The organism is Mesorhizobium sp. P160219, assembly GCF_057786095.1.
Window position 1 is genome coordinate 1,999,698 of sequence record NZ_JBYNWG010000001.1, and the last position, 13,125, is coordinate 2,012,822.

At 60.5% G+C, this 13,125-nt stretch carries 6 protein-coding genes and 2 pseudogenes; 4 read left to right on the top strand and 4 right to left on the bottom strand.

Annotated elements, in window-relative coordinates; all coding sequences use genetic code 11:
* The first annotated feature begins 642 nt into the window (after window positions 1–642).
* A complete protein-coding gene (locus AC3EMP_RS09700) occupies window positions 643–9,117 on the top strand; it encodes a Ulp1 family isopeptidase (protein WP_488494608.1) in 8,475 nt (2,824 codons plus the stop codon).
* A 152-nt stretch (window positions 9,118–9,269) separates the two neighbouring features.
* Here AC3EMP_RS09700 and virG read toward each other — a convergent pair whose 3' ends face one another.
* Entirely contained in the window at window positions 9,270–9,995 is a 726-nt protein-coding gene (gene virG, locus AC3EMP_RS09705; protein ID WP_023685159.1) for a two-component system response regulator VirG, read from the bottom strand.
* Window positions 9,996–10,073: 78 nt separating this feature from the next.
* On the opposite strand from virG, the gene AC3EMP_RS09710 reads away from it, so the two are divergent.
* The gene (locus AC3EMP_RS09710) at window positions 10,074–10,349 is read left to right on the top strand and encodes an acyl carrier protein (RefSeq protein ID WP_023679571.1); all 276 of its coding nucleotides are present in this window, start codon (window positions 10,074–10,076) and stop codon (window positions 10,347–10,349) included.
* A gap of 105 nt (window positions 10,350–10,454) precedes the next feature.
* Here AC3EMP_RS09710 and AC3EMP_RS09715 read toward each other — a convergent pair whose 3' ends face one another.
* The 3 genes and pseudogenes from AC3EMP_RS09715 to AC3EMP_RS09725 all read right to left on the bottom strand — a co-directional run bounded on the left by AC3EMP_RS09715 (window position 10,455) and on the right by AC3EMP_RS09725 (window position 11,965).
* The gene (locus AC3EMP_RS09715; protein WP_352546292.1) at window positions 10,455–11,063 is read right to left on the bottom strand and encodes a hypothetical protein; all 609 of its coding nucleotides are present in this window, start codon (window positions 11,061–11,063) and stop codon (window positions 10,455–10,457) included.
* Complete coding sequence (locus AC3EMP_RS09720) at window positions 11,063–11,242, bottom strand: hypothetical protein (RefSeq protein WP_031194388.1); 180 nt, start codon at window positions 11,240–11,242, stop codon at window positions 11,063–11,065. The genes AC3EMP_RS09715 and AC3EMP_RS09720 overlap by 1 nt, the downstream gene beginning before the upstream one ends.
* Window positions 11,239–11,965 (bottom strand): annotated as a pseudogene (locus AC3EMP_RS09725) (IS6 family transposase). Before AC3EMP_RS09725 ends, AC3EMP_RS09720 begins: the two are co-directional and overlap by 4 nt.
* 293 nt (window positions 11,966–12,258) lie before the next feature.
* On the opposite strand from AC3EMP_RS09725, the gene AC3EMP_RS09730 reads away from it, so the two are divergent.
* Together AC3EMP_RS09730 and AC3EMP_RS09735 are read left to right on the top strand one after the other, a co-directional pair.
* A complete protein-coding gene (locus AC3EMP_RS09730; protein ID WP_023693588.1) occupies window positions 12,259–12,636 on the top strand; it encodes a hypothetical protein in 378 nt (125 codons plus the stop codon).
* 234 nt (window positions 12,637–12,870) lie between these two features.
* A pseudogene (locus AC3EMP_RS09735) lies at window positions 12,871–13,034 on the top strand (DUF1403 family protein); the annotation flags it as partial.
* Between the last annotated feature and the right edge of the window lie 91 nt (window positions 13,035–13,125).

Here is a 13,125-nt window from a genome sequence, read left to right on the forward strand (position 1 = left end):
GCTCGCAGACCGGTAAACCAGCGAGCCATCTCCAAATATGTGAATTGTGGATTGCTCCTCGACGGGAGCTGAGGGGCGGCTCCGCAAGCCTTACGACGCTCTTTGCGAGCCGTAGCTGCCGAGCTGGCAAAAGGCTGGGCTACGTCGCGCCAGCGCAATCGGCGCGCAGAAAATTAGGCCTACCCGCTCCGGGACCGCGGACCTCGTCAGCTTCTCGTAAGTATGCCCGAGTAGGTTGCTCAGCTGATCTGTGGACGTGAGGCTAGCGTGAACCGGCACAAATTTGACCGATCCAATGTAACAGGTTGGCGGCAGGTGCAGCCCCCGGCATCTCAAGAGCAAGCGGCACAGGCCGGGCAAGAGGGCTTTGAGCAGCGCTCGGGCGAGGCGCGCCAAGCCGCTGCCCAAATTCCCGCCCCCGGCGTTCCGGCTCTGCCAGACCCGTTCCATCCTCATCCGTCTCACGGAGACCTGAGCCTCATCGAAGGCGCGGCCCCATGGGAAGCGCAGCCCATGATGCAAGGGAGCGGACAAGAACACGCCGCGGCGCCGTACGCCGGAGGCAGTGGGTCGATGCTAGGTGCCTCGGTGCTGCAGCCGGGTCACTCAACGGCGCGCCATCATCATGCGCCGGATTCGTCAGTGGGTGATCTGAATCCTTCCGCACCGTTCGAGTTGCGTGACCATGCTCGTTCCCCCGTGCCGGCGGCGGTGCAGCCAGATCCTCCAGTAGTGGTCTCCGACGGTCGCGGCTGCAAGCGTCCTCTTTATTCCAACGATGCGACCGTTGTCGAAGGGCTGAGGTCACTCTACGCGGGTAAGGCCAAGGAGGAAACGGTCAAGCGCCATGTAAATTCTCTTTACGGCTTTGGTCGTTGGCTCTTTAAAAATAACAAGCCGGGATTTGCTGCTCGGCTTCACGAGGAGTCGCTGGATGAAGATCTCAAGGAGTACGAGAGCAGTGGTGGCTCCTCGACTGTGGCTGTGGCACTGCGTCGTCTCAGAGAGTCGGCGGGCGGAGTGCCAATGGTGGGCCGCGCTGTCCTGAATCCCGACCCTGCCGACGCCGTGCTCATCAAAGAGTACAAAGCGGCTCTCATCAAAGAGTACAAGGGAGCGCCTGCGACCGGGCCGAATCGCCAAACCATTCACGACTATGGAGCTACTCTTAGACGTTTCAGTGAATACCTGGTTGAAAACAACAAGCCGGGGATTGCGGCTCGGCTTCACGAGGAGTCGCTGGATGAAGATGCCAAGCGCTATAAGGCCTCCAGTGGTGACCGGAGGATCATTGCACTAGCTCAACTCCGGAAGTTCCTGCCGTCCGCCGCACTCGGGCGCGAAATTGCCCTTGCTGCTCGTCCGGAAGACGCACTCGGCATGGAGGCTCGTGCCATTGGGGACGCCGCTGCGCAGCACAGCGGGCCGCAGAAGGCATTGGGTCGGCCAGAGAAGCTCCCTGGGGAAGCTAATGAAGACGCCGCTGTTCTGCCATCGTCTTTCGTACCAACTGGGCACCATCACCAAGCCTCGGATCCCGCAGAGTCCTTTCGTCCCCTGATCTGGCGCGACGGCGACCAGCGCGCGCCGGACGAGCGGATCGCTGCACAGGACAGGAGCAACCTGCTACCAAGCGAGGAGGTGCCACTGAGGCCACCGGAATTCGCTCCGCCCAGCTTGCGGGCGGGGAATTCCGCCTCGCCAGAGCTCTTTCCTGAGGGGATGTCCCCCGCGGTCGAAGGGTTTTTTGGTGTTTTCGGCGACCCCAGCGGGCGGGTGCTCGGCGCATTGCAATTGCTAGGCGACGAACATATCCACAGGGATTACCAGCTCCTGGAGCAGGAGTTGCAGGGGAACAATCCAGAACTCGCCGCCCGGACGCGGTTCGTGGATCCCCTCGTAGCCAATTATCATCTGCGCTTGGGCTCCGAGAGCGACAAGCTAAGCGCATTCCAGCGCATCGTCCATAATCAGAACGGTAACGACACAGCCGACTTCCTGTTCGTGCCAGTGAGCGATGGCGGTAAGACTCTTGCGGAGCGCGGCAAACATTGGTCGCTGCTGTTCGTTGATCGCAGCGACCGGGAACGGCCGGTTGCCTATCATTATGACTCCGTCAGCGGATGGCATGACAAGCTTGCAAAACACCTCGCAGAAAGGCTGGGCGCCAGCCTGGAGACCCGCGTGGACTTACCCCGCATCGCCCAGCAGAGCAACGAGTGGGATTGCGGAGTCTACGTGGTGGACGGCACGCGGGCGCTGGTTGGGCGATTGCAATCGCAGCCAGACCTGCCAGACCTGCCAGACCTGAACCTCAACAACCTCGTCGTCAATCGGCAGGCACTACAAACCCGACTCATGGGTGACGATACATCTGGAACGGCAAATTATCTCACGAACTTTGAACTCATGGACCGACAGGCGCGAGACGCGGTTAAGGAAAGCCCCGTTGGGACGTTTCACCAGCGGATCAAGCGGCTCGGCCAGTCAGCGCGAGCGTTGCACGACAGAGCCCTGGCTCCAGTCGCGCCGGACCAAGGCAACCCAGACTCGGTGTTCGTACGGGACGTTGTTCCCGGGGAAACACGCCATCATCATGCGCCGGATTCGTCAGTGGTTGATCTGAATCCCCCCGCACCGTTCGAGTTGCGTGACCATGCTCGTTCCCCCGTGCCGGCGGCGGTGCAGCCAGATCCTCCAGTAGTGGTCTCCGGTCGCGACAAGCGTCCTCTTTATTCCAACGATGCGACCGTTGTCGAAGGGCTGCGGTCAGCACTCTATGCCGGTAAGGTCGGGGAGCGCACGGTCACGGACCATGTAAATTCTCTTCTCGGCTTTGGTCGTTGGCTCTTTGATAATAACAAGCCGGGATTTGCTACTCGGCTTGACGATCCGTTGCTGGATCAGGATCTCAAGGAGTACCAGCGCGAGAGTGGCTCCTCGAACGTGGCTAGAGCACTGGGTCGTCTCAAAGAGTCGGCGGGCGGAGCGCCAATGGTGGGCCGCGCTGCCCTGAATCCCGACCCTGCCGACGCCGTGCTCATCAAAGAGTACAAAGCGGCTCTCATCAAAGAGTACAAGGGAGCGCCTGCGACCGGGCCGAATCCCAAAACCACTCAGGACTATGCGGCTACTCTTAGACGTTTCAGTCAATACCTGCATGAAAACAACAGGCCGGGGATTGCGGCTCGGCTTTACGAGGGGTCGCTGGATGAAGATGCCAGGCGTTATTTGGACTCCAGTGGTAACCGGTGGATCAGTGCACTAGCTCATCTCCGGAAGTTCCCGCCGTACGCCGCACTCGGGCGCGAAATTGCCCTTGCTGCTCGTCCGGAAGACGCAGTCGGCATGGAGGCTCGTGCCATTGGGGACGCCGCTGCGCAGCACAGCGGGCCGCAGAAGGCATTGGGTCGGCCAGAGAAGCCCCCTGGGAAAGCTAAGCAGCTGAGCGAGATCGGCAATTCAGGCGCTCGCGTGCTGATGCAGGCCCCCACCCATCAAGTGGGTGCATTGGCATGGGAGGCGCAGCCCATGATGCTGGGGGACGAGCACCTGGCACCGCATACCGGAGGCAGTGGGTCGATGCTGGGTGCCTCGGTGCTGCAGCCGGGTCACTCAACGGCGCGCGATTCGTCAGTGGTTGATCTGAATCCCCCCGCACCGTTCGAGTTGCGTGACCATGCTCGTTCTGTGCCGGCGGCGCCTGCCGGGCCAGCGTTCGCCAGGGCTGAGGAGACGCCCTCCGCGGTTGGCGAGGCCGCGGAGGCCGCAAGGTGGGCTCGGTTGCAAAAGCAAATGGACGAACCAGTGCATGATCCCGGCCCTCAAGTGGATACATCGCCATGGGAGGCGCAACTCATGGTGCAAGGGAGCGGACAAGAACACGCCGCGGCGCCCTACGCCGGAGGCAGTGGGTCGATGCTGGGGGCCTCGGTGCTGCAGCCGGATCACTCAACGGCGCGCCATCATCATGCGCCGGATTCGTCAGTGGTTGATCTGAATCCCCCCTCACCGTCCGAGTTGCGTGACCCTGCTCGTTCTGTGCCGCCGGCGCCTGCCGGGCCAGCGTTCGCCAGGGCTGAGGAGACGTCCTCCGCGGTTGGCGAGGCCGCGGTGGCCGAAAGGTGGGCTCGGTTGCAAAAGCAGAAGGTCGACGCTGATTTGTCGGGATATTTCGACTCGATTCCGCACGCGGACCTTCTACGATCGCCATGGGAGGCGCAACTCATGACGCAAGGGAGCGGACAAGAACACGCCGCGGCGCCCTACGCCGGAGGCAGTGGGTCGATGCTGGGTGCCTCGGTGCTGCAGCCGGGTCACTCAACGGCGCGCGATTCGTCAGTGGTTGATCTGAATCCCCCCGCACCGTTCGAGTTGCGTGACCATGCTCGTTCTGTGCCGGCGGCGCCTGCCGGGCCAGCGTTCGCCAGGGCTGAGGAGACGCCCTCCGCGGTTGGCGAGGCCGCGGTGGCCGAAAGGTGGGCTCGGTTGCAAAAGCAAATGGACGAACCAGTGCATGATCCCGGCCCTCAAGTGGATACATCGCCATGGGAGGCGCAACTCATGGTGCAAGGGAGCGGACAAGAACACGCCGCGGCGCCCTACGCCGGAGACAGTGGGTCGAGGCTAGGTGCCTCGGTGCTGCAGCCGGGTCACTCAACGGCGCGCCATCATGATGCGCCGGATTCGTCAGTGGTTGATCTGAATCCCCCCGCACCGTCCGAGTTGCGTGACCCTGCTCGTTCTGTGCCGCCGGCGGTGCAGCCAGATCCTCCAATAGGGGTCTCCGGTCGCGACAAGGGTCCTCTCTATTCCAACGATGCGACCATTGTCGAAGGGCTGAGGTCAGCATTGGAGAGCACGGTCAAGCGCCATGTAAATTCTCTTCTCGGCTTTGGTCGTTGGCTCTTTGATAATAACAGGCCGGGATTTGCTGCTCGGCTTCACGAGGAGTCGCTGGATCCGGATCTCAAGGAGTACGAGAGCAAGAGTGGCTCCTCGGACGTGGCTAGAGCAGTGGGTCATCTCAAGACGTGGGCGGGCGGAGCGCCAGTGCTGGACCGCGCCGCTGTCCTGAATAATCCCGACCCTGCCGACGCCGCGCTCATCAGAGATTACACAGCGGCTCCCATCAAAGAGTACAAGGCAGCGCCGACCGGGCCGAATCCCGCTACCATTCAGACCTATGGATCTGCTCCTAGACGTTTCAGTGAATACCTGGTTGAAAACAAAAAGCCGGGGATTGCGGCTCGGCTTCACGAGGGGTCGCTGGATGAAGATGCCAAGCGCTATAACAACTCCGGTGGGATCAGTGCACTAGCTCATCTCCGGAAGTCCGAACTCGGGCGCGAGCTCCCTGGGAAAGCTAATGAAGACGACGCTGTTCTGCCATTGCCTTTCGTGCCAACTGGGCCCCATCACCAAGCCTCGGATCCCGCAGGGTCCTTTCGTCCCCTGATCTGGCGCGACGGCGACCAGCGCGCGCCGGACGAGCGGATCGCAGCACAGGACAGGAGCAACCAGCTACCAAGCGAGGAGGTCCTCATCAACCGTGAGCATGATACAGCGGAGTTGAGACCAGCGAAGAGGCAAAGGACCCCGAACAGTCGTCTGCAGGACGTTGCCACTGAGCCGCAGCTGAGCGAGATCGGCAATTCAGGCGCTCGCGTGCTGATGCAGGCCCCCACCCATCAAGTGGGTGCATTGCCATGGGAAGCGCAGCCCATGATGCAAGGGAGCGGACAAGAACACGCCGCGGCGCCGTACGCCGGAGGCAGTGGGTCGATGCTGGGTGCCTCGGTGCTGCAGCCGGGTCACTCAACGGCGCGCCATCATCATGCGCCGGATTCGTCAGTGGTTGATCTGAATCCCCCCGCACCGTCCGAGTTGCGTGACCATGCTCGTTCTGTGCCGGCGGCGGTGCAGCCAGATCCTCCAATAGGGGTCTCCGGTCGCGACAAGGGTCCCCTCTATTCCAACGATGCGACCGTTGTCGAAGGGCTGAGGTCAGCTTACGCGGGTAAGGTCAAGGAGAGCACGGTCAAGCGCCATGTAAATTCTCTTCTCGGCTTTGGTCGTTGGCTCTTTGACAATAACAGGCCGGGATTTGCTGCTCGGCTTGACGAATTGTCGCTGGATCAGGATCGCAAGGAGTACGAGAGCAGGGGTGGCCCCTCGGAGTACGAGAGCAGGGGTGGCCCCTCGATCGTGGCTAGAGCACTGGGTCGTCTCAAGACGTTGGCGGGCGGAGCGCCAGTGGTCGACCGCCCTGTCCGGAATCCCTACCCTGCCGACGCCGCGCTCATCAGAGATTACACAGCGGCTCTCATCAAAGAGTACAAAGAAGCGCCTGCGACCGGGCCGAATCGCGGTACCATTCAGGTCTATGGATCTACTCTTATACGTTTCAGTGAATACCTGCATGAAAACAAAAAGCCGGGGATTGCGGATCGGCTTCACGAGGGGTCGCTGGATGAAGATGCCAAGCGCTATGTGAACTCCGGTGCTAACCGGAGGATCAGTGCACTAGCTCATCTCCGGAAGTTCGCACCCGGGCGCGAAATTGCCCTTGCTGCTCGTCCGGAAGACGCAGTCGGCATGGAGGCTCGTGCCATTGGGGACGCCGCTGCGCAGCGCAGCGGGCCGCAGGAGGCATTGGGTCGGCCAGAGAGGCCCCCTGGGAAAGCTAAAGACGGGCGGGTGCTCGGCGCATTGGAATGGCTAGGCGACGAACATATCCAGAGGGATTACCAACTCCTGGAGCAGGAGTTGCAGGGGAACAATCCAGATCTCGCCGCCCGGACGCGGTTCGTGGATCCCCTCGTAGCCAATTATCATCTGCGCTTGGGCTCCAAGAGCGTCATGCTAAGCGCATTCCAGCGCATCGTCCATAAGAACGGCAACGACACAGCCGACTTCCTGTTCGTGCCAGTGAGCGATGCCGGTAAGACTCGTGAGGAGCGCGGCAAACATTGGTCGCTGCTGTTCGTTGATCGCAGCGACCGGGAACGGCCGGTTGCCTATCATTATGACTCCTACAACGGATGGCATGACCCGCTTGCAAAAGAGCTCGCAGAAAATCTGGGCGCCAGCCTGGAGACCCGCGTGGGCGTATCCCGCATCGCCCAGCAGAGCAACGTGGTGGATTGCGGAGTTTACGTGGTGGACGGCACGCGGGCGCTGGTTGGGCGATTGCAATCGCAGCCAGATGACCTGAACCTCAACAACCTCGTCGTCAATCGGCAGGCACTACAAACCCGCCTCAGGGGTGACGATACATTCGGAACGGCAAATAATCTCACGAACTTTGAACTCATGGACCGACAGGCCCGAGACGCGGTTAAGGAAAGCCCCGTTGGGACGTTTCACCAGCAGATCAAGCGGCTCGGCCAGTCAGCGCCAGACGTTGCTCCCGGGGACCCATTTAAATTTCAAAGTCTTGAGAGCAAGGGGGACGCCGCTGCGCAGCACAGCGGGCCGCAGGAGGAATACAGTTGGCCAGAGTATCTCCCCCCTGGGAAAGCTAATGAAGACGACGCTGTACTGGCATCGTCTTTCGTGCCAACTGGGCCCCATCACCAAGCCTCGGATCCCGCAGGGTCCTTTCGTCCCCTGAGCTGGCGCGACGGCGACCAGCGCGCGCCGGACGAGCGGATCGCAGCACAGGACAGGAGCAACCAGCTACCAAGCGAGGAGGTCCTCATCAACCGTGAGCATGATACAGCGGAGTTGAGACCAGCGAAGAGGCAAAGGACCCCGAACAGTCGTCTGCAGGACGTTGCCACTGAGCCGCAGCTGAGCGAGATCGGCAATTCAGGCGCTCGCGTGCTGATGCAGGCCCCCACCCATCAAGTGGGTGCATTGCCATGGGAAGCGCAGCCCATGATGCAAGGGAGCGGACAAGAACACGCCGCGGCGCCGTACGCCGGAGGCAGTGGGTCGATGCTGGGTGCCTCGGTGCTGCAGCCGGGTCACTCAACGGCGCGCCATCATCATGCGCCGGATTCGTCAGTGGTTGATCTGAATCCCCCCGCACCGTCCGAGTTGCGTGACCATGCTCGTTCTGTGCCGGCGGCGGTGCAGCCAGATCGCCCAAAAGTGGTCTCCGGTCCCGACAAGGGTCCTCTTTATTCCAACGATGCGACCCTTGTCGAAGGGCTGAGGTCAGCACTCTATGCCGGTAAGGTCGGGGAGATCACGGTCAAGCGCCATGTAGATATTCTTTTCGGCTTTGGTCATTGGCTCGTTGAAAATAACAAGCCGGGGATTGCGGATCGGCTTCACGAGGAGTCGCTGGATCGGGATCGCAAGGAGTACGAGATCTGGGGTGGCGGCCCCTCGGCCGTGGCTGGGTCACTGGGTCGTCTCAAGACGTGGGCGGGCGGAGCGCCAGTGGTGGGCCGCCCGGCCCTGAATCCCCACCCTGCCGACGCCGTGCTCATCAGAGAGTACACAGCGGCTCTCATCAAAGCGTACGAGGCAGCGCCGACCGGGCCGAAACCCCGTACCGTTGAGGTCTATGGGTCTGCTCTTAGACGTTTCAGTCAATGCCTGGTTGAAAACAAAAAGCCGGGGATTGCGGATCGGCTTCACGAGCGGTCGCTGGATGAAGATGCCAAGCGCTATATGAAAACCGCTGAAATCAGTGCACTAACTCATGTCCGGAAGTTCGCACTCGGGCGCGAAATTGCCCTTGCTGCTCGTCCGGAAGACGCAGTCGGCATGGAGGCTCGTGCCATTGGGGACGCCGCTGCGCAGACCGCGGCACAAGCTCATGGCCACGCAGGAGAGCAGGGACCCATCTCTCGAGCTCAACAAGTCGCGCCAGCGCCGTTTGAACGGCACTTGGGCAAGAAGCGCGAGGCCCAGGACGGACTGACGAGTACACTTGACAGGAGCAACCTCGTGAACAGCGGGGGCGTCATCATAAACAATGAACATTCCACAGCGCTGTTGAGACCGGCGAAGAGGCAGAGGACTGATAATCCGCAAAGCCGCGCCATGGGGCGGCAACTGAGCGAAGCAACCACGACGTCCATCAGCCAAGCCTCCGATCAAGCCCGAGCGGACCTAGTGGCTTCCTTCAGAAGCAGGGAGCGCTCCGACGCGGGGCGTTGAGCTCCATGGCTGGGGTCAAGCAGAACAGCTCTCTTGACGACAGAGGCGCTGATGCGATCTCCGGACCGGTAGCTCTCGCCGTAATTGATCAGGCTGGTACTGTTGGAAGGCTTGATCAGCCTCGTCACCCCAATCTCCAGCATAGCTCACTGTCACGCGGCCAACGTGCCTCCGTAGCTAACATCTACGTCAGCGTTGAAGAAGTAGCCTGCGCCACGGGATGTTTTGACCAGGCGAGGGTTGGCCGCATCAGCCTCCAGCTTTCGGCGCAAGCGCATGATTAGGACATCGATACTTCGATCGTACACCTCTTCTCCACGCACACGGCTCGCGAGCAAAAGCCGTTCTCTGGATAGCACGTTGCGGGGGTTCTCCAGAAATGCGATCAAGAGATTGAACTCACATGCGGTAAGCTTGACCTCGCCACGCTCCGCACAGATCAGTCGCCGCTGCTTCACGCTGAGCTTCCAGGCCCCAAAGCGAAATGAGCGCTGCTCTCTGGTTCGCGGACTAGAAATGCGCTGGCGTAGCGCTACTCGAATGCGGGCCAGGAATTCGCGCATCCCGAAAGGCTTGGGAATGAAATCGGTTGCGCCGAGCTCCAGTGCAACCACTTTTTCCGCCTCATCAAGCCGGTCGCCGCTGATCACTATGATAGGAACATCCGATTTTGTCGCCAGATTGCGGACGATCGCAAGTCCATCCTCCCGGCCTAGGTTAAGGTCAACAACCACGAGATCGACTGGCTCACGTGAAAGAACATAGTCAAACTGCTTGCTATCGTGGACTGCGGTTACCTTCAGGGCATGCATCGTGAGATACTCGGCGATGAGGCGCCGCATTGCGGCATCATCGTCAATGACAAGAACATGTTTCAACGGCACACCTGGTTTTGGGGGTTGCGCCCCGATCAGGGTTGCATTACCTGAATCTGCAAGCAAAAGGCTGTATTAGTGATGACATTACTTGAAATTGAACAACTGGTTCTCAAAACCCTCAACGCTCTAGTTGCCGAAAAAGTAGAGGTGTCGATGACAACCAGAATGCGGGATCTCGGCCTCGACAGCCTCGACTATAACGAGCTTGCTACGGCGATCGAGAGCCGACTTGGCTGGTTTGTCGACGATTACAAGCTCTGGCAATACGAGTCCGTAAGGCATGTCGCCGACGCCGTCGCCAGTCAGGAGTTGCGCACCGCGGAACCACCAGCAGTGCGACAAGTGCTGGAGTAGTGCTGTAGGCACAGGTTACGGTGAGAGCAGCTTGGGCGGCGGTAGCTATTGCCATTGCTCCGCTGTGGTTTCTATTCGTGACTGGTGTGTTTGAGAACTGTTGGGTCAGCCCGGTCCATGTCGCAGTGCCGATGCCCCTTTGGTGGCGTTGCCCGCAATTGCGATCGCTGCGCCCAGGGCACCAATGCTGACGGTCGTTGTCAGGCCACCCGTTGAATTGTTGTCAGAGGCAACAGTGCCCACCACACCATCCCAATTGGTGGTCGTATAGACCGACATGTAGTCACGGAACACGCTCTCACTATACGTGGTCACGATCGTTGCCGTCGTACCGGTTGGCACGAGGGCCGACCACACTGACAGATAGACCACACCAGAATTGAAGATGCTTTCCACCTGAGCGAGAAGGGTGGCAGCCACACCCCCAATCGTCATACTGTTGACGGTCACTGCACTTTCGGTGTCAGTTGTCACGATGACACGACGATTAGCGTGTGGCGCGACAAGAAGCGGAATTCTGGTGTGGGTGTAAACGGTCGTGGCAGTCGAGTCTTCGTGAGTGCCATTGAAGACCAGATCTATCGGGAACATTTTCTCCCAGACGCCCGAGCTGCGCACATAGACCTGTCGAGCCTTGGTCCAGAGGCTTGAGATTTTCACCCATACGGCGCTAGCCGCCCCCCAGACCCCGGAGGCTTTGACGTAAAGGGCCATTACGGCTGCACCCAGAAATCACCGTCCACGCCGCCAGAAGGGGCAGCGGCCGAGATCGTGACGCTGCGATTTGCCATCGTGCCGACGCCGAGAAGCGCCTTGGTCTGGGCAATGGACTGCGGTCGACGATAATTGTCCCCGGTGCCGTCACTCGACACGCGACCGACGAAGCTCGTCACAGCGTCGGCACCTGTGGCGTAGGTCGAGCGGTACAAACGCGTCGTGATATCACCAGCGCCATCGCGCTGAGGCGATGAACATGTATGGCGAGAGCAGAACGTTTGGGGCGGGACGAAGAGGTTGCGGAGGGCTGACAAGGTCGAGACGAAGCGTTGCAGGCCTCCCGGCGATCGGACCTCTGCATCATCCGCTCCCGTTTTCGCGGCGGCACATGGGAATTCTCCGCTCCGTTGTTCAACCCCTTGTGCGACCGGTGCTTGACGTCCGGCATCACCTGTCGCTTTGCCGCTCCATACGAGCGCAGCTAGTCGGTGATCATGCGCTTCGGCGCGAGCCCCTGCTTCTTCAACGGCCGCGTCAGCAAGCGCTTGGCGGCCTTGGTGTTGCGGCGGTTTTGCACGATTTCGTCCAGCACATATCCATCCTGGTCGACGGCGCGCCACAACCAAAGCTTTTTGCCGGGCGATGGTGACGACCACTTCGTTCAGGTACCAGACATCATTCCGGCACGGCGGCTTGCGGCGCAAGCAGCGAGCGCAGTCCAGCCCGAACTTAGATGCCCCACCGGCGACTTGTCTCATACGAAACCACGATGCCGCGTTCCAGCAGCATTTCCTCAACCAGGCGCAGGCTCAGCGGAAACCGGAAATAAAGCCAGAGCGCGTGGGCGATAATAGGCGGCGGAAATCGGGGGGCGTGTAGCTGACGGCGGGCGTATTCATGCCCCCCGGCGTCCATGTCGCAAATCTTGACGATTGCTTGTGTGTCAAGCCCGCCGCAGGTCTCAACGCGTTCATATGCAGACATTGTGAAAATCGCCCTATTCCGCCTTTTTTTACCGCCCCTTAAGTCCCCCGCTCGCATGCTTGTCGATGCATTGAACTCATAGCCATCGGCCAAGGATTTTGGAAAATATGGTTCCGCTCGCAGCAGAAAACGTGAGAGTCGCTGTAGGCCTAACGTCAAGGGGAGAGAGCGGTTTGATTGGACGAAATGGGTACCGGAGTACCGAGTCATGAAGCCACGAGGTAATCTGGTCCGACTGAAGCAATTTCAGGTGAATGAGAAGCGGCGACAGTTGCACCAGCTAGACATCATGATTGCCGATTTCGAACGCATGGCGCGAGAACTGGACTTCCAGATAAACGCCGAGGAAACGAAGGGCGGCATCTCCGATGTCAATCATTTCGCTTATCCGACGTTCGCCAAGGCCGCTCGCCTACGTCGTGACAACGTCAAGAATTCGCAATCGGACCTTCTGCGGCAGAGAACCGCAGCCGAGCCATGCCTCGCCGAGGCTGAAGCAGAGCTCTCCAAGGCGCAATTGCTAGAATCGCGCAGCGGCAGAGGCCACGACCTCGAACCCGGCAACCGAAGCGCCATGATCGGCTGAGCCGGACGGCTTCAGCGCGCCTCAATTCGCGACACCGACTGGCCGTTGGCGCGCGAGAGGCGTGCGGGCACTGTAAAGATATCAGCGTCTTGATGCAGCGATAGCTGGTCGGGACGGCTGTCATGCTGCGGCGACATACGCGATTTTGTCCAGATTTGCATAGCGGCGTTACGCAGGTATGGGGGAAAGTGGAATTGGTTGGCAATCGGATCATCGGTGGAGACGAACCGCTGCCGGCGGACCGGCGCCTGGCGGCAACGCCTGGCGCTTTCGGCGGCGGCGGTAACGGCAAAGCAGGCTGGCCGCGTCGAGGATGAAGCGGCCCCTGCGTGATGCCGTTCTGCTCACGGCCGGGAGACGGGGTCGGCCCCGCCGGCCGGATGCTGCTCGCTTGGCGCGGCACCGTAAAGTCAACCGACAGCTTATGAAGATGTGCTTACATTGGGCCATGTCAGAAGTTGCTCGTGGTCCGCTCTATGGTCGCCACCG